This is a genomic window from Shinella sp. HY16, assembly GCF_028534175.1.
Classification (GTDB): Bacteria; Pseudomonadota; Alphaproteobacteria; order Rhizobiales; family Rhizobiaceae; genus Shinella.
In genome coordinates, this window is the sequence record NZ_JAHYXL010000001.1 from 3,963,545 (window position 1) to 3,986,846 (window position 23,302).

Here is a 23,302-nt window from a genome sequence, read left to right on the forward strand (position 1 = left end):
GGAGCGGAACGACAATCGTTTCAGAAGATGTCGATGGTGAGGTCCGCCGGGCGGGAATTTTCAAGGATGCGCTTTCCGTTCGGCAGGTCGTTGCCGTAGAGCTTGCGCTGGATTTCGTCTTCCGGCAGGTCGTAGCCGAGCCAGCGCCGGCGCAGCCGCTCCTCCAGCACCGCATAGGGCGGCCCGACGAAGATGGTGAAGTCGAATTTTTCTTCCAGCCGATCCCAGGGCGTTTCGGTCAGCAGCAGATAGTTGCCCTCGGCGAGCACGAAGCGCGTTTCGGCCGGAATGGCCCGGGCGGCGTTGATGGCGATCTCGCGCGTGCGGTCGAAGACCGGCACGAGCACCTCGTCCTCGGCTCTTTTCAGGGCTGTGACGATATCGATGAAGCCGCGGGCGTCGAAGGTTTCGGGCGCCCCCTTGCGCGGCAGGAGGCCGCGTTCGGAAAGAATGCCATTGTCCATATGAAAGCCATCCATCGGCAGGATCTCTGCCGTCTCGCCGCGGGCGAGAAGCCGCTCCTTGACGGCTTCGACCAGCGTCGACTTTCCGGCACCCGGCGGACCGGCAATGCCGAGCAGGAAGCGGCGCGCGTTTTCAGCGCGCCGCAGAAGGTCGTCCACGATCGTTTCGACCGTTGTCATGCCGCGATGGCCTCCGCAGGCAGCTTGGCACCGGTCATGAAGGCGACGGCGTCGGACATGGTGTAGTCCTTCGGGTTGATGACCGTGAGCCGCCGGCCGAGCCGGTGGATGTGGATGCGGTCCGCCACCTCGAAGACATGCGGCATGTTGTGCGAGATCAGCACGATCGGAATGCCACGACGGCGGACGTCCAGGATGAGTTCCAGCACGCGCCGGCTTTCTTTGACGCCGAGCGCCGCCGTCGGCTCGTCGAGGATGATGACCTTCGAGCCGAAGGCGGCAGCGCGCGCCACCGCGACGCCCTGGCGCTGGCCGCCCGAAAGCGTCTCCACCGCCTGGTTGATGTTCTGGATGGTCATCAGCCCGAGCTCCGAAAGCTTGTCGCGGGCGAACTTCTCCATCGCCGTGCGGTCAAGCTTGCGGAACCATTGGCCCATGACGCCCGGTTTGCGGATCTCGCGGCCGAGGAACATGTTGTCGGCGATCGAGAGGGCTGGGGAAAGCGCGAGGTTCTGGTAGACCGTTTCGATGCCGGCGCCGCGGGCCTCGATCGGCGAGCGGAAATGCACCGGTTTGCCTTCGAGGCGGATTTCGCCCTCGTCCGGCGTGACGGCGCCGGAGATCGCCTTGATCATCGAGGACTTGCCGGCGCCGTTGTCGCCGATCACCGCAAGGATCTCGCCGGGATAGAGATCGAAATCGGCATGGTCGAGGGCGGTGACGCGGCCGTAGCGCTTGACGAGACCGCGGGCGGTGAGAATGGGTTCGAGTGCCATCAGCCTGCTACCTTTCTGATCCACTGGTCGATTGCGACAGCCGAGATGATGAGGACGCCGATCAGGAGATAGGTCCATTGCGGGTCCGTGCCGATGAGGCGAAGGCCGAGCGAGAAGACGCCGACGATGAGCGCCCCGAAGATCATGCCGAGGATCGAGCCGCGTCCGCCGAAGAGCGAGAGGCCGCCGATGACAACGGCCGTGATCGATTCGATGTTGGCGAACTGGCCGGCGGTCGGAGAGACCGAGCCGATGCGGCCGATGAGGGCCCAGCCAGCCAGCGCGCAGATGAGGCCGGACAGCGTATAGACCGAGACCAGCATGCGCTTGACATTGACGCCGGCGAGCTCCGCCGCGTCGGGGTCGTCGCCGACCGCGTAGACATGGCGGCCCCAGGCGGTGTGGTTCAAGACGTACCAGAGCAGCGCCACCAGTAGCACCATGGCGATGACGCCGTAGGTGAAGACGGCACTGCCGAGCTTGATGTTGTTGCCGAAGAACTGGAGGAGCGGCGCCTGCGAGGAAATATCCTGCGAGCGGATCGTCTCGTTGGCCGAATAGAGGAAATTCGAGGCGAGGATGATCTGCCACATGCCGAGCGTGACAATGAAAGGCGGCAGCTTCATGCGGGCGACCAGCAGGCCGTTGATGTAACCGCAGAGGGCACCGCAGGCGAGGCCGCAGAGCACGGCAAGCGAGGGCGGCAGGCCGTAGCGGAAGGTGAACTGGCCCATCACGACGGAGGAGAGCACCATGATCGCGCCGACCGAAAGATCGATGCCGGCGGTGAGGATCACCAGCGTCTGCGCCGCGCCGACGATGCCGACGATCGCCACCTGTTGAAGGATCAGCGTCATCGTGAAGGCGGAGAAGAACTTGCCGCCGAGCACCGCGCCGAACACCGCGACCGAGATCACGAGCACGATCAGCGGCACCGCGGAGGGGCTGCCGTGCAGGAAATGCTGGAATTTCTGGATGGGTGTCTTGTCGTGCGTATCGAAGGAGGCGACCTGCGTCGCGCTGCCGGATAGCACCTTCTCGAATTCCTGCGAAGGCTGTGAGGCCGTCGATGTCTCACTCATGATTTTCCTCCCCTTCCGGTGCCGACCGTCGCGGCGTGCCGGATGAAATGGTGCGTGGACGCATCGGCAGGGCGCGCTTCGCGCACCTGCCGCCATCTGCGGGCGGTCTCCTCCCCAAGGTGAACCGGCTCGTGCCGTCGCCCGGGAAGAAAGGTGCCCATGTCTTGTTGCTGTTGTCAAAGCAGGGTCGGTATTTCCCGCGACCCAGACCGCGTCCGTAGCGGAAAGCCGGCCCGGTCAAGCCGGGCCGGCGGGGGCCTTAGCCCCAGCACTTGTCCTTGCCGGCCTTGGTGTCGATGGATTCGACGCCTGCTGCCGGCTTGTCGGTGACGAGCGTCACGCCCGTGTCGAAGAAGTCCTTGCCTTCGGTCGCCTTCGGCTTTTCGCCGGTGTCGGCAAACTTTTTGATGGCCTCGATGCCGAGGGCGGCCATCATCAGCGGGTACTGCTGCGAGGTCGCGCCGATGACGCCGTCTGCGACGTTCTGCACGCCCGGGCAACCGCCGTCGACGGAAACGATCAGCACGTCCTCTTCCTTGCCAACGGCCTTCAGCGCTTCATAGGCGCCGGCAGCGGCCGGTTCGTTGATCGTGTGCACGACATTGATGGACGGATCCTTCTGGAGAAGGTTTTCCATGGCGGTGCGGCCGCCTTCCTCGTTGCCGTTGGTCACGTCATGGCCGACGATGCGGGCATCGTCCTCGTCGCCGATCTTGGAAATGTCCTTCACGTCGATGCCGAAGCCCTTCATGAAGCCCTGGTTACGCAGCACATCGACCGAAGGCTGCGACGGCGTGAGGTTCAGGAAGGCGATCTTTGCGTCCTTTGCGGCGTCGCCGAGCGTGGCGGCAGCCCATTTTCCGATCAGTTCGCCGGCGAGCAGGTTGTCGGTGGCAAACGTCATGTCGGCGCTGTCGAGTGGCTCGAGCGGCGTGTCGAGCGCGATGACGAGCAGGCCTGCCTCACGCGCCTTCTGCACGGAGGGAACGATGCCCTTCGTGTCCGAGGCCGCGATCAGGATGCCCTTTGCGCCGTCGGCAATGCAGGTCTCGATGGCCGCAACCTGGCTTTCCGAGTCGCCGTCGATCTTGCCGGCATAGGCCTTCAGCGTCACGCCGAGTTCCTTGGCCTTGGCTTCCGCGCCTTCCTTCATCTTGACGAAGAAGGGATTGGTGTCGGTCTTGGTGATCAGGCAGGCCGTGGTTTCGGCGGCTGCCGGCGAGGAGAAGGCGACGCCGAGTGCAAGCGCGCCGAGAGCGGCGGAAATGATGGTTTTCTTCATGGTATCCTCCCAAGGACGAAACGGGATGCGCCCCTCTCCTGGGGCGATCCGGTCGCAGGGTGGGCGGGCAGGTCTTCTGCCGGCCGATCCTCGCTTCCGTCCTCAAGAGAACACCAAAAGAAATGGCTGTCAATAAATAAATCGAATTGAATTATTAATTCGTTGTGGCATGCTGCAGGAAAGATCGGGCGAAAAGCCCCGCTGTGCGTTTCCGGTGGAAGAGCGGAACGCCAGCCGATAAGAGGACCGGAAAGGGTGCGCGACGCCCGGTCCGGAACGGGAGGAGACGATGATCAGAAAGGACGTGACGGCACATGCCGTGCCGGCCGAAATCCTCGATCCGAGCGGCGGTGCAAACCAGGTGCGCGTCCGGGCCTATAACGAACGCCTGGTCATGTCGCTAGTGCGGCGGCACGGCAGCCTGTCCAAGGCCGAGATCGCCCGGCGCAGCGGCCTTTCCGCCCAGACCGTCACCGTCATCATGCGCGCGCTGGAGGCCGAAGGGCTTCTGATGCGCGGCGAGCCGATGCGCGGCAAGGTCGGCCAGCCTTCCGTGCCGATGCGGCTCAATCCCGATGCCGTCTATTCCTTCGGCCTGAAGATCGGTCGCCGCAGCGCCGATCTCGTCATGATGGATTTCGTCGGCGGCATCCGCCGGCAGGTGCGGCGGACTTATCCCTATCCCATGCCCGGTCCGCTGCTCGCCTTCGTCGAGGAGGGCCTTGCGGAACTCGAAGCCGCCATCACGCCGGAAGAACGCGCCCGCATTGCCGGTTTCGGTGTCGCCGCGCCGTTCGAACTCTGGAGCTGGGCGAGCGAAGTCGGGGCGCCGCAGGCCGACATGGACCAGTGGCGCGGTGTCGACCTCGAGGCGGAGATCGCCAGCCGCGTGTCCCATCCTGTGGTGCTCCAGAACGATGCGACGAGCGCCTGCGCCGCCGAGCTCGTCTTCGGCCTCGGCCCGCAATATCCGGATTTCCTCTATCTCTTCATCGGCTCCTTCATCGGCGGCGGTGTGGTGCTGAACTCGGCGCTGTTCACCGGCCGTACCGGCACGGCGGGCGCCATCGGCCCCCTTCCCGTGCAGGGTCGCAACGGCGAGACGGTGCAGCTCCTGAAGATCGCTTCGGTCTATCGTCTGGAAAACCTGTTGCGCGAGCACGGCATCGATCCGAAGCCGCTGTGGTATTCGACGGATGGCTGGATCGATTTCGGCGCGCCGCTTGCAATCTGGATCGAGGACATGGCGGCCGCGCTCGCGCAGGCCGTCGTCGCCTCCGCCTCCGTCATCGACTTCTCTGCAGTCATCATCGACGGCGGTTTTCCCGCCTGGGTGCGCGAACGCGTGGTCGCGGCGACGCAGGCCGCCGTCGCCCGCCTCGATCTCCAGGGCGTCACCCTGCCGGAGATCGTCGAGGGTGCGGTCGGCAGTGCCGCGCGCTCGATCGGCGGGGCGAGCCTGCCGCTCTTCTCCCGCTATCTGCCGGACCACAACGTCCTCTTCAAGGAGCTTGCCTGAATGCTGAAAGGTCTTGACCCCATCCTGAGCCCGGAGCTGCTCGCCACGCTGCGTGCCATGGGCCACGGCGACGAGATTGCGATCGTCGACGGCAACTATCCGGGCGTCGAGCACGCCCGTCGTCTCATCCGCCTCGACGGCGTGCCGCTCATTCCCGTGCTGAATGCCGTGCTCTCGGTGATGCCGATCGATGATTTCGTCGAGGAGGCCATCTTCCGCTCCACCTACCGCCAGGACCGCGACACGCTGGAGCCCGTGCACCGCGAAATCATCGACTGCTGCGCCGGCCACGAGCCGGATCGCGCGGTGGTGCCGCTGGTCGGTGCCGACTTCTACGGCCGTGTGCGCGCTGCCCATACATTGGTGCAGACCAGCGAGCCGCGGCTCTACGCCAACGTCATCCTGCGCAAGGGCGTCATCTATCCGTGACGCCTGTTTCCCGCGGAACAGCGGGCGGCGGGGCGATGTGCGACCTTCTGATCACCGGATGAGAGAGGCTCATCCTTACCAGAGATCAGGAGAGACCCCCATGCGCAAGATCATCGTTTCCGCCACCGTCGCCCTCGTTGCCGCCATCTCTTTTGCGGCGCCTTCCCAGGCCGGTTACTACAGCTACGGCTACGAGCCGTCCTGCTTCATCAAGAAGGTGAAGTCCTACGACTACTACGGCAACGTCATCATCAAGAAGATCCGCGTCTGCCACTGATCCCTTCCTTCTGCCGATCCTCCCCGACTTGCCCGGCTCGTAGGAGCCGGGTTCTTTCTGTTTCGGCTCTTCAATGCCCTTGAATGAAGCGGAGGCTCGTGTTTGTCTCGCGCGAGAATCGGGAAGCAGGAGTTTGGCATGCGGGTTCTGGTGATTGAGAACGATAAGGTAACGCTGCTCGGGCAGATCGGCGTCGCGCTGGAAGAGGCGGGTGCCGAACTAGACCTCTGCCGCCCCCATGCGGGCGATGCCATTCCGGCGGATGATGCGGCCCACGATGCCATCGTCGTGATGGGCGGTCCGCAGAACGCACGCGACGACGATCGCCACGCTTATCTCCCTGCGCTCGCCGCGCTGATGCGGCGCTTCGGCGATGCGGACAAGTCCGTGCTCGGCGTCTGCCTCGGCAGCCAGCTTCTCGCCCGGGCCTATGGTGCGGAAAACCTGATCGGTGCGACGCCGGAATTCGGCTGGTGTACGGTCGCGCTGACGAAGGACGGTGCCGGTGATCCGGTTCTATCGGCGGCGGCTGGTGCGTTTCCGATCTTCCAGTGGCACAGCGATACGTTCACCCTGCCGGACAATGCCGTGCGCCTCGCCACCAATGGCGCTGCCGAGAACCAGGCTTTCCGTATCGGCCGGGCCACCTACGGCACGCAGTTCCATTTCGAGGCGAGCCGCGCCGTGGTGGACGGTTGGGTCGACACCTTCCCGCAGCTCATCGAAGCGCTCCAGCCCGGCTGGCTCGAAAAACGCGCCGCGCTGGCCGATGAGAACGGCCCGAGCGCCGACGCGACGGGCCTTGCCATCGCACGGGCCTGGGTGGCGACGATTGCCCCCGTCGCAACGCGCCGGGTCGCCTGACGCGGCTTCGGATAGGGCGTCAGATCGCGGATATCGCTGCTGCAAAACGCGCGGCAGCGGCATCAAGGGTATCGGGGGCAAAGCCGGAAAAGCCGATGACAAGGCCCTGCCGTGGCGGATTGGTGACGGTCATGGTCGAGAGCGCCCGGGCACCCAGCCCTGCGCGCGCGGCAATTTCCACAGCCTCCGTATCGGCAAGTCCAGCCGGCAGGCCGGCGACGAGGTGCAGGCCCTGGTCGGGCACGCCGACTGAAAGCGCGCCGGTCGCTGAAAGCCCTGCCACCAGCGCATCGCGCGCCGCCTGCGCCTGTCGCCGGGCGCGACGCAGGTGCGCGGCGAAATGGCCTTCGCGAAGAAGGTCGGTGAGGGCGGCTTCGGCCAGCGTCGGCGGGCTGCGGTCGCTGCGGCTGCGCAAGGCCACGACCGTCTCCAGCAGCGGATCGGGAATGACGGCATAGCCGAGCCGGAGGCCCGGGAAGAGCACCTTGGAGAAGGTGCCGAGATAGATCACACGTCCGCTGTCGTCCATGCCCTGCATGGCGGCGAGCGGCGGCCCGGCAAAGCGGAACTCGCTGTCATAGTCGTCCTCGATGATCCAGCCGCCGGTCTCCCGCGCCCAGTCGATGAGGGCGAGCCGCCGGCGCATGCTCATGGTAACGCCGAGCGGGAACTGGTGCGACGGCGTGACGTAGATCGCGCGGGCGCCCGGTGCTGCCAGCGCGATATCCGCCCCCTCGCCATCCACGGCAAGGCCGGAGAGGACCAGACCGTTGCCGGAAAAGGCCGCCCGGGCGCTCGGATAACAGGGATCCTCGATCATCACCCGGTCGCCCGACGACAGCGCGCTGCGGATGACGAGATCTATGCCCTGCTGCGTGCCGGTCGTGATGATGATCGAACGTGCCTCGCAGCGCACGCCGCGCGCTTGCCGGAGATAGGCGGCGACCGCCTGGCGCAGCGCGTCGCCGCCACGTGGATCGCCATAATAGAAATGCTCCGGCCCCGGCCGGGCGAGATGGCGCCCGAGCAGCGTGCGGAACTGTTTCAGCGTGCGTGCATCGGCCATGGCGACGCCGAGCGTGCCTGGCAACGGCATTTTCGGGGCGCTGCTTTCCCGCTCGATGGGGGCCGAGGGTTTCAGGGTTGGCACCCGGTCGGCAACGAAGGTGCCGGCCCCGGTACGGGCGACGGCAAAGCCCTCGGCGATCAACGTTTCGAAGGCGGCGACCACGCTGCCGCGCGAGGTTTTCAGGCGGTGCGCGAGATCCCGCGTCGGCGGCAGCTTGCTGCCGGGCGGAATGTCCCCGGCCTCGATCAGCCGGCGCAGCTCGCGGTAAAGCGACGGCGTCCGCCTGCCTGCTGCGGGAAGAACAGGAACGAGCGAGGACCAGTCTGGTAAAGTGGTCCTGATTTTTTGATCAGAATTGGTGCTTTTTCGATCCAATGGCATGGCGCACCATGGCGGCCTCTCCTTTGAAAGGCAAGCCCTGCACATGAGCACCGAGACCGTCGCCTATCCCGTCACCCCGCGCAACCGCGTCAAGCGCATGCACGAGCGCGGCCGCTACGACCGTGAAAGCGTCTATGCCATTCTCGATGCGGCCATGCTCTGTCACGTCGCCTATGTCATCGAAGGCCAGCCCTACGCGACGCCGACGCTTTTCTGGCGCAAGGGCGATACGCTCTACTGGCACGGTTCCTCCGCCAGCCGCATGCTGCGCCACCTGAAGACCGGGACGCCCGCCTGTCTCACCGTCGCCCATCTCGATGGGCTGGTACTCGCCCGGTCCGGCTTCAACCATTCGGCCAATTACCGCTCTGCCATGTGCTTCGGCACGGCGCGGCTCGTCGAGGACCCGGAGGAGAAGATCGAGGCGATGCGCGATGTCGTAGACCGCTTCTATCCGGACCGCAGCACGCTGTTGCGCCCCATCACGCCACAGGAAGCCAAGGCGACGACGATCATCGCCATGCCGATCGACGAGGCGGCGGCCAAGGTGCGTGCCAAGGGCGTTGGTGACGACGAGGAGGATTTCGCCCTGCCGATCTGGGCCGGCGTCATCCCTGTTACGACGGTGCTCGGCCCTGTGCAGACCTGCCACCGGCTGGTCGAGGGCGTCGACATGCCCGACACGCTGTCGATCTTCCCGGAGGGCGGGCCACTGGATGCGGCACTCCTCACCGGCCAGCGGATCTACGAGGGCGTGTGAGGTTTTCGCACCGCGCGTCAACGCGGTTGACAGCCGCGCCGAACAGCTCTCCGGTGAAGCGGAACACCGGAGGGCAGATGAACGATGTTCTGAAAGGCTACGCTGCCGCGGCGACGCCGGCGCTGATCGAGCGCTACGAGGCCTTCGATCCGGCGGCGCTCTATGCGCCCGTGCTCGACCTGCTGCCGCGGGCGCCGGGCCGTGTCGCCGATATCGGTGCGGGAACGGGGCGGGATGCGGCGTGGTTCGTCCGGCAGGGGCATACGGTTCTGGCGGTCGAGCCCGTACAGCCGCTCCGCGAGGCCGGCTTGGCGCGGCACGGCGATGTCGGCATCGTCTTTCTCGACGATGACTTGCCCCATCTTGCAAGGGTGCGGGATCACGGTCTCTTCGATCTCGTCACCCTTAACGGCGTTTGGCACCATCTCGATGCGCCTGCGCGCGCCGTTGCCCTGCCGGTTCTGGCCAATATGCTGCGACCTGGCGGCCGGCTGGTCTTTGCCTTGCGCCACGGGCCCGGCGCACCGGGAAGGCCGGCCTTCCGGCTCTCGGACGAGGAGACGATCGACGCCGCGGCGCGCTGTGACCTGACGCTGCTTCGAAGCCGCAAGGCCGAATCACACCAGGCGGGCAACCGTGCGCTCGGCGTGGACTGGACCTGGATGGTTTTTGAATGGAGTGGGGTGCGATCGCGGCCCTTGCCATGATGCGGCCGAGCGGCTAAACAGCTCTCGCGCTGGACGACCTGCGCCTTGTTCGTTCCGGGGACGGCCCCTCATCTCGCAATCGAGAGAGAAAGCCCCGCGTGAACCCTTCACACCCTCCCTTTTCGAAATCAGCCGCGCGGTTTTCGCGTGCCGCAGTCGCAGCGCGCACGCCTGTCGTGCGCCCTGAAGCCTTCCCGAGGATATCCGATGGCCGGACCCATTGAGCAATTCGAGATCAAGCCGCTTGTCCCGTTCGAGGTCGGCGGACTTGACCTCAGCTTCACTAATTCCTCTGCCTATATGGTGCTGACCATTGCCGCCGCGAGCGGCTTCCTGCTTTTCGCCACGCGCCGGCGCGGCCTGGTGCCCGGCCGCTGGCAGTCGAGCGCCGAAATGGTCTACGAATTCGTCGCGACGACGCTTAGGGCCAATGCGGGTGAGCAGGGCATGCGTTTCTTCCCGCTGGTCTTTTCGCTCTTCATGTTTATCCTCGTCGCCAACCTCGTCGGCATGTTCCCCTATGCCTTCACGGTGACGAGCCACCTGATCGTCACTTTCGCGCTGGCCATGCTGGTCTTCTCCACGGTCACGCTTTACGGCCTCTTCAAGCACGGCACCCGCTTCTTCCGGCTGTTCGTGCCTGATGGCGTGCCGTTGATCCTGACGCCGATCATCGTGCCGATCGAGGTGATCTCCTACCTCTCGCGTCCCGTCAGCCATTCGGTCCGTCTGTTCGCCGTCATGCTCGCCGGCCATATCACGCTGAAAGTCTTCGCCGGCTTCGTCGTTTCGATGGGCAGCCTCGGCACGCTCGGCGTCATCGGCGCCATCCTGCCCTTCGGTATGACCGTCGCCCTGACCGCATTGGAACTGCTGATGGCGGTCATCCAGGCTTATGTCTTCACCATGCTGACCTGCATGTACCTGAACGACGCGCTGCATCCCGGTCACTGAGGCCAGCGGCCCTGTGCGGTTTCGGCACAGGGCCGCGATTCCTGCATTCACGGTATGGAAAGGGCGGTCGTGTAGAAGGGCACCAGTTTTAAAGGGGCGCCTCTCATGCAGATTGCCGGCATCATGAACACGGCCCGCGAGGGCATGGCGACGGAAACTGCGCGCATCGAGAGAGCCGCACGCACCATCGCAGGCGCCGCTTCTCCGGCCGCGGGCGATCCGGCGCAGGATGTGCTGGACCTTGTCTTCGCCGAAACCGGTTTTCGTGCCAATGCGGCGGTCTTCGAAACGGGAGCCGACCTCTGGGAGGTCCTGGCGACGATCAAGCGGGATTGAGAAAAGAAAAGGGAGGCCCGAGCCTCCCTTTTTGTCTTATTCGTCGCCCATTTTGAGCGCGGCGATGAAGGCTTCCTGCGGAATCTCCACCTTGCCGAACTGGCGCATACGCTTCTTGCCGGCCTTCTGCTTGTCGAGCAGCTTGCGCTTGCGGGTGGCGTCGCCTCCGTAGCACTTGGCGGTGACGTCCTTGCGCAGCGCCGAGATCGTCTCGCGGGCGATCACGTTGCCGCCGATGGCGGCCTGGATCGGGATCTTGAACATGTGCTTCGGGATCAGCTCCTTGAGCTTCTCGCACATGTCGCGACCGCGCTTTTCCGCCGCCATGCGGTGCACCATCATGGACAGCGCATCGACCGGCTCGCCGTTGACGAGGATCGACATCTTCACCAGATGGCCTTCCTTGTGGTCGGTGATCTGGTAGTCGAACGAGGCGTAGCCCTTGGAGATCGACTTCAGGCGGTCGTAGAAGTCGAAGACGACTTCGTTGAGCGGCAGGTCGTAGGTCAGCATGGCGCGGGTGCCGACATAGGTCAGCTCGATCTGGATGCCGCGGCGGTCCTGGCAGAGCTTCAGGATGCCGCCGAGATAATCGTCTGGCGTGAGGATCGTCGCGCGGATCCACGGTTCATGGATTTCCGAGATCTTCACGACGTCGGGCATGTCTGCCGGGTTGTGCAGCTCTCGTTCGGACCCGTCAGTCATGAACAGCTTGTAGACGACCGAGGGGGCCGTCGCGATCAGGTCCAGATCGAACTCGCGCTCCAGGCGTTCCTGGATGATTTCGAGGTGCAGAAGGCCGAGGAAGCCGCAGCGGAAGCCGAAGCCGAGCGCGGCCGAGCTTTCCATTTCGAAGGAGAACGAGGCGTCGTTGAGACGCAGCTTGCCCATTGCCGAGCGCAGGTCCTCGAAATCGGCAGCATCGACCGGGAAGAGGCCGCAGAAGACGACAGGCTGGGCCGGCTTGAAGCCGGGCAGGGCCTTTGCCGTCGGGCGCTTGTCTTCGGTGATCGTGTCGCCGACGCGCGTGTCGGCCACTTCCTTGATCGAGGCGGTGATGAAGCCGATCTCGCCCGGGCCGAGCGAATCCATCGCCACCATCTTCGGCGTCAGCACGCCGACGCGCTCGATCGTGTACTTCGCATCCGTGCCCATCATGCGGATGGTCTGGCCCTTGCTGATGCGACCTTCGATGACGCGCACGAGAACCATGACGCCAAGATAGGTATCGTACCAGCTGTCGACCAGCAGCGCCTTCAGGGGGGCCTTCTCGCCGCCCTCGCTCTTCGGCGCGGGCAATCGCTGGACGATGGCTTCGAGCACATCCGGGATGCCGAGGCCGGTCTTGGCGGAGATCAGCACGGCTTCCGACGCGTCGATGCCGATGACCTCCTCGATCTGTTCCTTGATGCGGTCGGGCTCGGCGGCCGGCAGGTCGATCTTGTTGAGCACGGTGACGAGCTCGTGATTGTTGTCGATCGCCTGATAGACGTTGGCGAGCGTCTGGGCCTCGACCCCCTGGGAGGCATCGACGACGAGCAGCGAGCCCTCGCAGGCCGACAGCGAGCGCGAGACTTCGTAGGCGAAGTCGACGTGGCCGGGCGTGTCGATGAGGTTCAGCACATAGGTCTCGCCGTCGTTCGCCTTGTAGTGCAGGCGTACGGTCTGGGCCTTGATGGTGATGCCGCGCTCGCGCTCGATATCCATATTGTCGAGGACCTGCTCCGACATCTCGCGGTCGGCAAGGCCGCCGGTCGACTGGATCAGCCGGTCGGCAAGCGTCGACTTGCCGTGGTCGATATGGGCCACGATCGAGAAGTTGCGGATATGGTCGAGGGGCGTCGAATTGTTGGTGCTCATGCGCGCCATATAGCAGCGGGGGAGATTCCCGCAAAGCGGTAAATGAAGGGTTTCGTGCGTGCGAACGCCGCTATTCCGGGGCTTTTTCGCCTTCGACGAGCGCGCCGGCATTCGGCAGCTGGGCGCTCCTGATCTCGAAGTTCTCCCGCGCCTCCGGCGGCACGGTCTCGCGCAGCCGCAGCCGCTGGGCAACGAAGCCGGCATAGAGCAGCGCCACGGCCATGGCGGCATAGATGAAAGTCTTCGGGCCGAAGACCGGGGTCAGCGCCGTCACGGCCAGTGGAACCAGTGTCGCAGACGTCGACCAGGCGACGAGGAGGGTCGAGGCGAGCGGCACGAAATCCTCGGGGTCGGTCCGGTCGTTGGCGTGCGCATTGGCGATCGAATAGACACTTTCGACGGCGCCCGCCCAAAGCGCGAAGACGATCATGAGGATGACGAAGGCCTGGAAGGAGACGAAAAGAGCCGCGACCGCAGTGCTTGCGATCAGCATGCAGGTGGCGATCAGCACGATGCGCCGGTCGATACGGTCGGAGAGCGTGCCAAGCGGGTACTGTACGAAGATGAGGCCGAACTGCATGACGAACATCAGGAGCGCCACATCCGTCTGGCCGACCTTGTTCGTGGCGGCATAGATCGGCGTAAAGCCCTGTACGACCATGGAGAGGCCGCCGGCGGCCAGGACGCCGATCAGCGCGACAGGCGAGTTGCGCCAGGCCATGGCGAAATCGACGCTGACCCGGGCGGGTGCCGGTGGCGTGGGCAGTCGGGTGAGGCCGATGGGCAGCAGCGCGATCGTGGTGACGAAGATGGTAACGAGTGGTGCGAGATTGCCATCCGCCGGCATGCGGCCGAACAGCCAGGCGCCGACGCCGAGCCCCAGCACATAGGCCATGTAGAAGAAGGACATGGCCTTGCCGCGCCAGCGATTGTCGCTGGCATGGTTGAGCCAGCTCTGGGCTATGATGAAATTCGCATTGCCGGCCACGCCGTAGATGCCGCGGGCGAGGATCCAGACGACCGGGTTGACACCGAGCGCGACGAGGAAGGCCGCGATGATGACCAGCGCCAGCGAGCAGGAAAAGGCGCGGGCATGGCCGACGCGGCGGATGACGGGGCCCGCGATGACGCAGCCGACAAGCCCGCCGAAGGCGATCGCCGTGACGGCTGCCCCCGGCGTCCAGGAGGGCGCATCGGCGCGCGACAGCACGTAGGGCACATAGGCCAGCATCACCCCGTTGCCGATGGCGACGAAGGTCATCGAAACGACGATGGCGGTGATGGAAAAGAGCGAGGACGCCCGCTGTGCTTCACCTGTCATCCGCCCGCCCTCCGATTCTTGCTGCGGCACCTTATCCGGCAGGTGGATGTCGCATTGTCGCGGGAGCGGCATCGCCGGAAAATATTATTTTGGAAAGGCTCAGTACATTGACTCTATTATAAGAGATAATTATTCCATTATAATGGAAGAAGCAATCGACCCTCTGGAAAGTGCCATCGGCGAGCGCGTGCGGCTGTTGCGCATGGCGCGCGGCCAGACGCTGGAAGACCTTGCAGGCGCCTCCGGCGTCAGCCGGGCGATGATCTCGCGCATCGAGCGAGGCGAGGCGAGCCCGACGGCACAATTGCTCTCGCGGCTCTGTGCGGCGCTCGATCTCACCCTCTCCGCCTTCTTCGCCTTCTCCGAGGCGGCGGGCGATCCCTTGTCGCGGCTTGAGGACCAGGTGGTCTGGCGGGATCCCGAAACGGGCTACCAGCGCCGTGCCGTCTCGGCGCCGAACACGGCCTCGCGCGTCGAGGTGATCGACGTGGCGTTTCCGCCGGGCGCGCGCATCGCCTATCCGCCGGAAACGGCCAAGGCCGGCATGACGCAGCACGTCTGGCTGTTTGCCGGCAGTCTGCGCATGACGGTCGGCACGGCCGTGCACGAGCTTTACCCCGGGGACTGCCTCTATATGAGCATCACCGAAGGGCATGTCTTCGAGAATCCCGGCGTGGAGCCGGCGCATTATGCCGTGGTGCTGGACCGCGGCCGACCCTGAGCCAGGAGGACGAGATGAGCGAGATCAGGCTGCTCGATGCCGATGAAACCCGGGCCCGGCTGGGCGAACTGGCGGATGTGCTGACCGATTGCGTGACCGGCGGGGCCTCCGTCGGCTTCATGGCGCCCTATGGGCCGGCCGATGCGCTGCCCTTCTGGCAGGATGTGGCGGCGGCGGTGGGTGAGGGCGCGACATTGCTCTTTGCCGCCGAACGGGAAGGGCGGATCGTCGGCACGGTGCAGGTCGGCATCCGCCAGATGCCGAACCAGCCGCACCGGGCGGATGTGAAGAAGCTGCTCGTCAAGGAGAGTGAGCGCGGCCGCGGCGTCGCCCGCAGGCTGATGGCCGCTGCCGAGGCGGAGGCCGCGCAGCGCGGCAAGACTGTGCTGGTGCTCGATACCGCCACCGGCAGCCCCGCGGAAACCGTCTACGAACGCCTCGGCTGGCAACGCGCCGGGGTTATTCCTGACTATGCGCTCTACCCGGATGGCCGATTCTGCGCGACGACCTTCTTCTACAAGCGGATCGGCGAGGCGGCCCTGGCGGTGTAACGTTGGGGCCGGTTCCTGAAAAGACAAAAGCCGCGGATTGCTCCGCGGCCTTCGCAGTCCCCCTGCGAAATGTGTCTTACTGGCCGACCGACGACACCATGACGGCATCGCCGTTTTCGATCGAGACCCAGCGGCCGGCGTGGAAAGAAGCCTGGCGCTTCAGGTAGCGATAGGGCGTTTCCGTCCAGAGCTTGACCTCGTTGTTAAGGTTGTCGAGGATGAAGTCGCCCTCCGTGGTGCGCAGCGTCAGCACGGCATGGCCTTCGCCATCCGGCTTGCGCACGACGGTGATCAGCAGATCGCCGGCAGCAAAGCCCTTTTCGATCAGCTTTTTGCGCTTGAGCAGAACATAATCCTCGCAGTCGCCTGCGCCGTCCGGATAGGCCCAGACTTCGTCCTTGCCGTAGAGGTCCTTGTCGGTCATCGGCGTGACGGCACGGTTGGTGCTGGCGTTGATCTCGCGCACCACCGTCCAGCCGAAGGCCGTCACCTTGGCAGGCGCCTGGCCGCGCACGCCCGTGCGGCACTCGGAAGCGTTGGTCTGACAGAATTCATAATGGCCGATCGGCTGGGACGTGATGCCGCCGGTCTGCATGGTCAGCGCCGAGGCCGGCGCCGTGAAAGCCGAGGAAGAAGAAACGAGGAGAGCGAGAACCGCCGCAACCCCAGCCTTCGCACCAATCATTCGTGCCATGAAACGTCCCCTAATCGTTAACAAAGAGTTAACGGCCAGGCGGGCACTTCGTCAATCATGAGATTTGGCGATGCGGGAATATGGTTAAAATGTGATCGGGTCGGGGCCTCATTGCCCGCGGACGAGGGCTTCTGTTGCCTCGAGGATCTTGGCGATATCCTGCGGGCGCGACAGGCGATGGTCCCCGTCACGGATCATGGTCAGCACGACGTCGTCGCCGGAAAGGTGCTCCATCAGGCGCACCGCATGGCCATAGGGCACATCGGGATCGGCCATGCCCTGCAGGATGTGCACGGGGCAACCGGTCTCGATGGCGCCGGTCAGAACGCGGTTGTCGCGGCCGTCCTCGATGAGTTTGCGCGTATAGATGTTCGGGTCGGGGCCGTAGGGCGTCGGCTCCTCGAACTGGCCGCGCTCGGCCAGCGCCGTGCGCTCGGCCTCCGTCAGGTTCGGCTCGATCAGGTCCGAGGTGAAATCCGGCGCCGGCGCGATGAGCACGAGGCCAGCGACGTCGATGCCGCCGCGCCCGGCAAGTTCGGCCACGGCACGCAGTGCGATCCACCCGCCCATCGAGGAGCCGGCGAGCACCGTGCGGCGCGAGCCGAGCGTCTTTGCCGCGTGGTCGATCACCGCGAGCGTCTCCTCCAGCCAGCGTGAGATCGTGCCGTCGACGAAGGCGCCGCCCGAGGCGCCGTGGCCCGAATAGTCGAAGCGTACGCAGCCGGTGCCGAGGCGGGCGGCAAGCCCGGCAAGCTCCACCGCCTTGGTGCCGGTCATGTCGGACCGGTAGCCGCCGAGCCAAATGACGTGCGCCAGATCGTTGCCGGCTGCGGCCGGCTGAAGCGCCATCGCGATCTTGCGGGCGTCGTCACCCGCGCCCACGGTGATGAATTCCGCAGGGACCCCGTTGCCGTTCGACGCCGTCATGCCTATCTCCTTGTCCTGTGCCCCGACCGCGGCAAAGCGCTCGCCGGCCGGTCTTTTGCCGAGAGCTAGACCAGATTCGCGCGTGCAAGGACAGGTGGTGATTTTTTCCACGCGGCATGCTATTGACTTCGCAAGCGCGATCAACACATTGCCGGAAAACGCCGTCAGGCGGGCAAACGGCCCGGTCGACGCAGGCCCATACCTATCGAAACAGTTCGAGGAGAACACGACCATTCGCAGACCCTTTAAAGCGGAAGCCCCCGTCAAGGACGGCCCGCGCTCCAACAAGGAAATCCGGATTCCCCGGGTTCAGCTTATCGATGCCGACGGTAACAACCACGGCACCGTCCCGACTGATCAGGCACTCCGCATGGCCGAAGAAGCCGGCCTCGATCTCGTGGAGATTTCGCCGAACTCCGAGCCGCCCGTCTGCAAGATCCTTGACCTGGGCAAGCTGAAATACGCCAACCAGAAGAAGGCGGCCGAAGCGCGCAAGAAGCAGAAGATCGTCGAGATCAAGGAAATCAAGATGCGCCCGAACATCGACACGCATGATTATGACGTGAAGATGAAGGCGATGAACCGCTTCTTCGACGAAGGCGACAAGGTCAAGGTGACCCTGAAGTTCCGCGGCCGCGAAATGGCCCACCAGGAGCTTGGCATGAAGCTCCTGATGCAGGTCAAGGAAGATACGCAGACCATCGCCAAGGTGGAAGCCGAGCCGAAGCTCGAAGGCCGCCAGATGATGATGGTGCTCGCGCCGCGGTGATCGCGACCCCATGACCACCGGATCGAAGCCGCCTTTCGGGGCGGCTTTTCCGTTTCTGCCTGCCGGATGTCGAGGTTCGAGGATTCCGGTTGCGCTTTTGAGGGACATCGGTTACAAGCCGCCGTCCGAACGGTCCGGCAGGGCATGCCGTGGCCGTTCTTTACGCTGGAGATGCACCTCGTCAGTGCCTCTCGAATTCAAGAAGAATGGAGTAGCAAAATGCCCAAGATGAAGACGAAGTCCTCTGCCAAGAAGCGGTTCAAGATCACCGCGACCGGCAAGGTCGTTGCAGCTGCCGCCGGCAAGCGCCACGGCATGATCAAGCGTACCAACAAGTTCATTCGCGACGCGCGCGGCACCATGGTGCTGGCCGAGCCCGATGGCAAGAAGGTCATCAAGAACTACCTGCCGAACGGTCTCTGAGACTAATCGCGCGATTTGATACGTTAAGGAGATCATGACATGGCACGTGTAAAACGCGGCGTAACTTCCCACGCCAAGCACAAGAAGACGCTGAAGGCAGCCAAGGGCTTCTACGGCCGCCGCAAGAACACCATCCGCGCCGCCAAGGCCGCGGTTGATCGTTCCAAGCAGTTCGCCTACCGCGACCGCAAGGTCAACAAGCGCAATTTCCGCGCGCTCTGGATCCAGCGCATCAACGCTGCCGTCCGCGAGCACGGCCTGACCTATGGCCGCTTCATCGATGGCCTGAACAAGGCTGGCATCGAAGTCGACCGCAAGGTTCTGTCCGACATGGCGATCCATGAGACCGCAGCTTTCGGCGCGCTCGTCGCAGCCGCCAAGAAGGCGCTGGAATACCTCAAGGACGCCGGCACGAAGAACGAGTTTGAAGCCGCCGTAAACTAACCGGCGCTTCCACAACCAAAACATCGTTTCGTTGTGAAACCCGCGCCGGGGAACCGGTGCGGGTTTTTGCTTTGTGGACCGGCCTCATCGGAGGACTGGAGATGGATGGCAGGCTGAACGATCTATCCGCGATCCCGGATGCGACCCCCAGGGACATCGAGACGCTTCTCGCTGTTCTTGCCCGTGGTGCGCGCCGTATCGAGCGCGTGGAAATGTCGTTCGGCACCGTCTGGGTGAAGCGCTACGGCACGGAAAAGCCGATCGTCTGGACGCATGCGCAAAATGCGCTCGCCCGGCTGTTCCGCAAACCCTTCCTGCGCGCCTCTCCGCGTCTGGACCGCAAGGCCATGGTGGATCGCGAGGTGCGGCGGCTCGAGGCCTTCGCTGCCGAGGGCTTGCCGGTGCCGAAGGTGCTCTATCGCTCGGACGGTGCGCTTGTCCTGTCCGATGCCGGTCCGACGATCGGCATGCAGCTGGGAACGCTGAAATCAGCCGATCCGGCGCGCCATGATGCGCTGCTCGTTGCCTGTGCTGCCGATCTCGGGTCCGTGCATGCGCTGAACCTCTGTCACGGACGCCCGCATCCGCGTGACCTCTTTCTCGAGAATGGCCGTGTCGGCTACATGGATTTCGAGGAGGAACCGGAAGCCGCCATGCCGCTGCCCGCCGCCCAGGCGCGCGACCTCTGGCTCCTGTTTCTCCAGCTCGTGCCGAGCGCGCTCGATGGCGAAACGACCGCGGGCCGGGCGCTTTCCGCCTGGATGGAGAGCGCGCCCGGTGATGCGCTTTCCGAACTCTGTCTTCTCGTGGCGTTTCTCGCCAAGTTTTTATGGCTCACCCGATTGATCGGGCGCGTGCACATGGGTAGTGATCTGCGGCGTTTCCTCGCCGCAACCCGCTATCTGTCGCAGGTTCTCCTGCCGCCCCGCCCGGCCGACGCAAGCAAAGCAGGTAAAGATGACTGAACTCGATACACTGGAACATGGCCTCCTTTCCGCCGTCGCCGAAGCCTCTGACGAGGCGGCGATCGAAGCCGTGCGCGTCGGCGCCCTCGGCAAGAAGGGTTCCGTCTCCGAACTCCTCAAGACGCTCGGCACGATGTCGCCGGAAGAGCGCCAGACGCGCGGCGCGGCGATCAACGCGTTGAAGACCCGCGTCACCGATGCGATCACCGAGCGCAAGACGGCGCTGCGCGACGCTGCCATCGAGGCGCGCCTTGCCGCCGAGACGGTGGATGTCAGCCTGCCGGTGCGCTCCTCGCCCGCCGAGCGCGGCCGCATCCATCCGATCAGCCAGATCGTCGACGAGATCACCGCGATCTTCGGCGACATGGGCTTTTCCATCGCTGAAGGTCCCGACGTCGAGACGGACTACTATAATTTCACGGCGCTGAACTTCCCGGAAGGCCATCCGGCCCGCGAGATGCACGACACGTTCTTCTTCCCCGCGGACGAGAACGGCGAGCGCAAGGTGCTGCGCACGCACACCTCGCCGGTGCAGATCCGCACCATGGAAGCGCAGAAGCCGCCGATCCGCATCATCATTCCCGGCAAGACCTACCGTCAGGACAGTGACGCGACCCATTCACCCATGTTCCATCAGGTCGAAGGCCTCGTGGTCGACAAGACCGCCAATGTCGCCAACATGCGCTGGGTGCTGGAAGAGTTCTGCAAGGCCTTCTTCGAGGTCGACAGCGTCACGATGCGCTTCCGCCCGTCCTTCTTCCCGTTCACCGAGCCGTCCTTCGAGGTCGATATCCAGTGCGATCGCTCGGGCCCGATCGTCAAGTTCGGCGAAGGCACCGACTGGATGGAAATCCTCGGCTGCGGCATGGTCCATCCGAACGTCCTGCGCGCCGGTGGGCTCGACCCCGATGAATATCAGGGCTTTGCCTGGGGCATGGGCCTCGACCGCATCGCCATGCTGAAATACGGCATGCCTGACCTGCGCGACTTCTTCAACGCCGATGTCCGCTGGCTCAGCCACTACGGCTTCCGCCCGCTCGACATGCCGACATTGTTCGGCGGCCTCAGCGCGTAACCGGCATCCAAGGAGACATTTTCATGAAATTCACCCTCTCCTGGCTGAAGGATCACCTTGAGACCGACGCCACGCTCGAAGAGATCTGCGCGAAGCTGACGGCGATCGGCCTTGAAGTGGAAGATGTCGACGACAAGGCGGCCTTCAAGCCCTTCGTCATCGCCAAGGTCGTTTCCGCCGAGCAGCACCCGAACGCCGACAAGTTGCGCGTGCTGATGGTCGATACCGGCAAGGGCGACCCGATCCAGGTCGTCTGCGGCGCGCCGAATGCGCGTACGGGGCTTGTCGGCGCCTTCGCCGCGCCCGGCACCTATGTGCCCGGCATCGACGTGACGCTTGCCGTCGGCACCATCCGCGGCGTCGAGAGCCGCGGCATGATGTGCTCGGAAAAGGAACTGGAAATTTCCGACAACCATGACGGCATCATCGACCTGCCGGCCGATGCGCCTGTCGGCACGAGCTATGCGGCCTATGCCGGCCTCGACGATCCGGTCATTGAGATCAACCTGACGCCGAACCGCCCGGACTGCACGAGCATTTTCGGTATCGCCCGCGATCTTGCCGCCTCCGGCCTCGGTACGCTGAAGGCCCCAAAGGCACCGTCCTTCCCGGTCGAGGGCGAGACACCGGTCAAGGTGAAGCTGGAGCTTGGCGGGGAGGATCATCTCTGCCCCGGTTTCGCGCTCCGGCTTGTGCGCGGCGTGAAGAATGGCCCGAGCCCGCGCTGGATGCAGCAGCGGCTTCTCGCCATCGGTCTTCGCCCGATCAACGCGCTCGTCGACATCACCAACTACATGACCTTCGACCAGGGCCGCCCGCTGCACGTCTTCGACGCGGCCAAGGTGAAGGGCAACCTCGTCGTGCGCCGCGCGGCCGAGGGGGAAAAGGTGCTGGCGCTCGACACGCGCGAATACACGCTGAACCCGGCCAACGTCGTCATCGCCGATGACAACGGCATCGAATCGATCGGCGGCATCATGGGCGGCGAACATTCGGGCTGCGACGAGAACACGATCGACGTACTGATCGAATCGGCGCTTTGGGACCCGATGAACATCGCCAAGTCCGGCCGTGCGCACGGTATCATCACCGATGCGCGCTACCGCTTCGAGCGCGGCGTCGATCCGCAATATATGGTTCCCGGCATCGAGCGCGCCACAGCGCTGGTGCTGGAACTCTGCGGCGGCGTGGCCGCGAAGACGGATGTCGTCGGCTACAAGGGTTTTGACGCCAAGACCGTCGATTTCCCCTTCTCCGAGGTCAAGCGCCTGACCGGCCTTGAAGTGTCGTCGCAAGAGAGCGTTGATATCCTGACCCGTCTCGGCTTCACCGTCGCCGGCTCGGGCGAGCGGGTCTCCGTCGCGGTCCCCTCCTGGCGTCCCGACGTCGATGGCAAGGCGGATCTCGTGGAAGAGGTCATGCGCATCCACGGCGTCGACAACATCAAGCCGGCGCCGCTCGAAAGCCATGGTGCCGTCAATGGCCGCATCCTGACCACGCTGCAGATCCGCTCGCGCCTTGCCAAGCGGGCGCTTGCTTCACGCGGCATGCTGGAGGCCGTCACCTGGTCCTTCATCCCGAAGGCCCATGCCGAACTCTTCGGCGGCGGTGCTGCCTCGCTGGCGCTCTCCAATCCGATTGCATCGGATATGTCGGACATGCGCCCGTCGCTGCTGCCGGGCCTGCTTGCCGCCGCACAGCGCAATGCCGACAAGGGCTATGGCGATGTCGCGCTCTTCGAGGTCTCCGGCACCTATGAGAACGACAGGCCCGAGGGCCAGCGCCGCGTTGCCGGCGGTGTGCGCCGCGGCACGGCCTCGCTTGCCGGTTCCGGCCGCCTCTGGTCGAATGCCGCCAAGGGTGGCGGCAAGCCGGTTGACGTCTATGACGCCAAGGCCGATGCGCTGGCCGTGATCGAGGCCTGCGGCTTGCCGATGGGCAATGTGCAGATCGAGCCCGGTGCGCCCGGCTGGTATCATCCGGGCCGGTCCGGCACGATCAAGATGGGCCCGAAGATCGTGCTTGGATATTTCGGCGAGTTCCACCCGAAGGCGCTCGGCGCGCTCGACGTATCCGGCGCCCTCTGCGGTTTCGAGATCTTTGTCGATGCCATGCCGGACCCGAAGAAGAAGGCGACCCGCACCAAGCCGGCACTCGATCTCTCGCCCTTCCAGGCCGTCAAGCGCGACTTCGCCTTCGTCGTCGACAAGACGGTGGAAGCCGGCGCCATCGTGCGCGCTGCGACGGGGGCGGACCGCAAGCTGATCGCCGCCGTCAACGTCTTCGACGTCTTCGAGGGCGCATCGCTCGGCGATGGCAAGAAGTCGATCGCCATCGAAGTCGTCTTCCAGCCGACGGACAAGACCCTGACGGACGAGGACTTCGAGGCACTCACCGCCAAGATCGTCGGCAATGTCGTCAAGACCACGGGCGGCACGCTGCGCGCCTGACCGGGACCGGAGCGGGGCGGTC

Annotated in this window: 25 protein-coding genes; 16 read left to right on the forward strand and 9 right to left on the reverse strand. The window is 64.7% G+C overall.

All coding sequences use genetic code 11. From position 1 onward, the window contains the following. Window positions 1–20: 20 nt before the first annotated feature. The 4 genes from K0P03_RS19405 to K0P03_RS19420 form a co-directional block, all read right to left on the reverse strand. Window positions 21–644, reverse strand: coding sequence for a nucleoside triphosphate hydrolase (locus K0P03_RS19405; RefSeq protein WP_050742738.1), 624 nt, complete (start codon window positions 642–644; stop codon window positions 21–23). Then, window positions 641–1,420 (reverse strand): ATP-binding cassette domain-containing protein, encoded by a 780-nt coding sequence (locus K0P03_RS19410; protein ID WP_023512747.1) that lies wholly within the window; start codon window positions 1,418–1,420, stop codon window positions 641–643. Before K0P03_RS19410 ends, K0P03_RS19405 begins: the two co-directional genes overlap by 4 nt. Then, complete coding sequence (locus K0P03_RS19415; protein ID WP_023512746.1) at window positions 1,420–2,502, reverse strand: ABC transporter permease; 1,083 nt, start codon at window positions 2,500–2,502, stop codon at window positions 1,420–1,422. The genes K0P03_RS19410 and K0P03_RS19415 overlap by 1 nt, the downstream gene beginning before the upstream one ends. 259 nt (window positions 2,503–2,761) lie before the next feature. Further along, the gene (locus tag K0P03_RS19420; RefSeq protein WP_272790367.1) at window positions 2,762–3,784 is read right to left on the reverse strand and encodes a sugar ABC transporter substrate-binding protein; all 1,023 of its coding nucleotides are present in this window, start codon (window positions 3,782–3,784) and stop codon (window positions 2,762–2,764) included. Between the two features lie 289 nt (window positions 3,785–4,073). On the opposite strand from K0P03_RS19420, the gene K0P03_RS19425 reads away from it, so the two are divergent. The 4 genes from K0P03_RS19425 to K0P03_RS19440 all read left to right on the forward strand — a co-directional run bounded on the left by K0P03_RS19425 (window position 4,074) and on the right by K0P03_RS19440 (window position 6,873). After that, window positions 4,074–5,303: an ROK family transcriptional regulator gene (locus tag K0P03_RS19425; RefSeq protein WP_050742737.1), complete on the forward strand. Its 1,230-nt coding sequence runs from the start codon at window positions 4,074–4,076 to the stop codon at window positions 5,301–5,303. Then, on the forward strand, window positions 5,304–5,732 hold the full coding sequence (locus tag K0P03_RS19430; RefSeq protein WP_050742736.1) for an RbsD/FucU family protein: 429 nt from the start codon (window positions 5,304–5,306) through the stop codon (window positions 5,730–5,732). A 100-nt stretch (window positions 5,733–5,832) separates the two neighbouring features. After that, window positions 5,833–6,009: a hypothetical protein gene (locus K0P03_RS19435; protein ID WP_023514910.1), complete on the forward strand. Its 177-nt coding sequence runs from the start codon at window positions 5,833–5,835 to the stop codon at window positions 6,007–6,009. Between the two features lie 138 nt (window positions 6,010–6,147). Beyond that, window positions 6,148–6,873 carry a type 1 glutamine amidotransferase gene (locus tag K0P03_RS19440; protein ID WP_272790368.1) on the forward strand — a complete coding sequence of 242 codons (726 nt, stop codon included), beginning with the start codon at window positions 6,148–6,150 and terminating at the stop codon, window positions 6,871–6,873. 19 nt (window positions 6,874–6,892) lie between these two features. On the opposite strand, the gene pdxR is transcribed toward K0P03_RS19440, so the two are convergent. Further along, window positions 6,893–8,323 carry a MocR-like pyridoxine biosynthesis transcription factor PdxR gene (pdxR, locus tag K0P03_RS19445; RefSeq protein WP_272790369.1) on the reverse strand — a complete coding sequence of 477 codons (1,431 nt, stop codon included), beginning with the start codon at window positions 8,321–8,323 and terminating at the stop codon, window positions 6,893–6,895. 43 nt (window positions 8,324–8,366) lie between these two features. On the opposite strand from pdxR, the gene K0P03_RS19450 reads away from it, so the two are divergent. The 4 genes from K0P03_RS19450 to K0P03_RS19465 all read left to right on the forward strand — a co-directional run bounded on the left by K0P03_RS19450 (window position 8,367) and on the right by K0P03_RS19465 (window position 11,080). Beyond that, window positions 8,367–9,083 carry a pyridoxamine 5'-phosphate oxidase family protein gene (locus tag K0P03_RS19450; protein WP_272790370.1) on the forward strand — a complete coding sequence of 239 codons (717 nt, stop codon included), beginning with the start codon at window positions 8,367–8,369 and terminating at the stop codon, window positions 9,081–9,083. 77 nt (window positions 9,084–9,160) lie between these two features. Then, window positions 9,161–9,790: a class I SAM-dependent methyltransferase gene (locus K0P03_RS19455; RefSeq protein ID WP_272790371.1), complete on the forward strand. Its 630-nt coding sequence runs from the start codon at window positions 9,161–9,163 to the stop codon at window positions 9,788–9,790. 207 nt (window positions 9,791–9,997) lie between these two features. Beyond that, the gene (locus K0P03_RS19460; protein WP_023514915.1) at window positions 9,998–10,744 is read left to right on the forward strand and encodes a F0F1 ATP synthase subunit A; all 747 of its coding nucleotides are present in this window, start codon (window positions 9,998–10,000) and stop codon (window positions 10,742–10,744) included. Window positions 10,745–10,849: 105 nt separating this feature from the next. Then, window positions 10,850–11,080 carry a hypothetical protein gene (locus K0P03_RS19465; RefSeq protein WP_023514916.1) on the forward strand — a complete coding sequence of 77 codons (231 nt, stop codon included), beginning with the start codon at window positions 10,850–10,852 and terminating at the stop codon, window positions 11,078–11,080. A gap of 36 nt (window positions 11,081–11,116) precedes the next feature. Here K0P03_RS19465 and lepA read toward each other — a convergent pair whose 3' ends face one another. Continuing rightward, window positions 11,117–12,949: a translation elongation factor 4 gene (lepA, locus tag K0P03_RS19470; RefSeq protein WP_024270155.1), complete on the reverse strand. Its 1,833-nt coding sequence runs from the start codon at window positions 12,947–12,949 to the stop codon at window positions 11,117–11,119. A gap of 61 nt (window positions 12,950–13,010) precedes the next feature. Continuing rightward, a complete protein-coding gene (locus tag K0P03_RS19475; RefSeq protein ID WP_272790372.1) occupies window positions 13,011–14,261 on the reverse strand; it encodes an MFS transporter in 1,251 nt (416 codons plus the stop codon). 142 nt (window positions 14,262–14,403) lie between these two features. Between K0P03_RS19475 and K0P03_RS19480 the strand changes: the two genes are divergently transcribed. Further along, window positions 14,404–14,982, forward strand: a complete 579-nt coding sequence (locus K0P03_RS19480) for a helix-turn-helix domain-containing protein (RefSeq protein WP_272790373.1) — start codon at window positions 14,404–14,406, stop codon at window positions 14,980–14,982. Between the two features lie 14 nt (window positions 14,983–14,996). Further along, window positions 14,997–15,533 carry a GNAT family N-acetyltransferase gene (locus tag K0P03_RS19485; protein WP_130517922.1) on the forward strand — a complete coding sequence of 179 codons (537 nt, stop codon included), beginning with the start codon at window positions 14,997–14,999 and terminating at the stop codon, window positions 15,531–15,533. 76 nt (window positions 15,534–15,609) lie between these two features. Here the strand turns inward: K0P03_RS19485 and K0P03_RS19490 are convergent, their stop codons facing one another. Together K0P03_RS19490 and K0P03_RS19495 are read right to left on the reverse strand one after the other, a co-directional pair. Next, entirely contained in the window at window positions 15,610–16,227 is a 618-nt protein-coding gene (locus K0P03_RS19490; RefSeq protein ID WP_130517920.1) for a transglutaminase-like cysteine peptidase, read from the reverse strand. Between the two features lie 108 nt (window positions 16,228–16,335). After that, window positions 16,336–17,154 carry an alpha/beta hydrolase gene (locus tag K0P03_RS19495; RefSeq protein WP_272790374.1) on the reverse strand — a complete coding sequence of 273 codons (819 nt, stop codon included), beginning with the start codon at window positions 17,152–17,154 and terminating at the stop codon, window positions 16,336–16,338. 232 nt (window positions 17,155–17,386) lie between these two features. Here K0P03_RS19495 and infC point away from each other — a divergent pair, with 232 nt between their 5' ends. The 6 genes from infC to pheT all read left to right on the forward strand — a co-directional run bounded on the left by infC (window position 17,387) and on the right by pheT (window position 23,280). Next, entirely contained in the window at window positions 17,387–17,923 is a 537-nt protein-coding gene (infC, locus tag K0P03_RS19500; protein WP_037405667.1) for a translation initiation factor IF-3, read from the forward strand. A 219-nt stretch (window positions 17,924–18,142) separates the two neighbouring features. Continuing rightward, window positions 18,143–18,346 (forward strand): 50S ribosomal protein L35, encoded by a 204-nt coding sequence (gene rpmI, locus K0P03_RS19505; protein WP_024270153.1) that lies wholly within the window; start codon window positions 18,143–18,145, stop codon window positions 18,344–18,346. A 39-nt stretch (window positions 18,347–18,385) separates the two neighbouring features. Next, window positions 18,386–18,790: a 50S ribosomal protein L20 gene (rplT, locus tag K0P03_RS19510; protein WP_064332218.1), complete on the forward strand. Its 405-nt coding sequence runs from the start codon at window positions 18,386–18,388 to the stop codon at window positions 18,788–18,790. 101 nt (window positions 18,791–18,891) lie between these two features. Then, entirely contained in the window at window positions 18,892–19,755 is an 864-nt protein-coding gene (locus K0P03_RS19515; RefSeq protein WP_023513681.1) for a hypothetical protein, read from the forward strand. After that, window positions 19,748–20,830 (forward strand): phenylalanine--tRNA ligase subunit alpha, encoded by a 1,083-nt coding sequence (gene pheS, locus K0P03_RS19520; RefSeq protein WP_023513680.1) that lies wholly within the window; start codon window positions 19,748–19,750, stop codon window positions 20,828–20,830. The genes K0P03_RS19515 and pheS overlap by 8 nt, the downstream gene beginning before the upstream one ends. Window positions 20,831–20,853: 23 nt before the next feature. After that, entirely contained in the window at window positions 20,854–23,280 is a 2,427-nt protein-coding gene (gene pheT, locus K0P03_RS19525; RefSeq protein WP_272790375.1) for a phenylalanine--tRNA ligase subunit beta, read from the forward strand. Window positions 23,281–23,302 lie beyond the last annotated feature (22 nt).